At 75.5% G+C, this 253-nt stretch carries 1 protein-coding gene; it reads left to right on the forward strand.

Annotated elements, in window-relative coordinates:
- Positions 1-253, forward strand: a 253-nt coding sequence (locus AAEY80_RS14710) for a hypothetical protein (RefSeq protein WP_350588623.1), incomplete at both ends; no start/stop codon positions are given.

Genomic DNA, 253 nt, shown 5'->3' on the forward strand with positions numbered 1-253 from the left:
GTGCAGGCGGCACGCTGGCCGCGAGCACGCCGGGCACGACGCTCGGCAACGCGGTGAATCTCGGCGCGGGGTCGACGCTGACGGTCGGCGGTGCGAACGATCTCGGCCTCGGCGGCGCGATCTCGGGCGGCGGCAACCTCGCGGTGAACGGTCCGTCGACGACGACGCTGTCGGGCGCGAACACCTACACCGGCAGCACGACGATCGGCGGCGGCAGCACGCTGGCGGTCGGCGCGGGCGGCAGCCTGTCGGC

Origin of the sequence: Psychrobacter sp. 78a-MNA-CIBAN-0178 (assembly GCF_040309625.1) — a bacterium.
Taxonomy (GTDB): Bacteria; Pseudomonadota; Gammaproteobacteria; order Pseudomonadales; family Moraxellaceae; genus Psychrobacter; species Psychrobacter okhotskensis.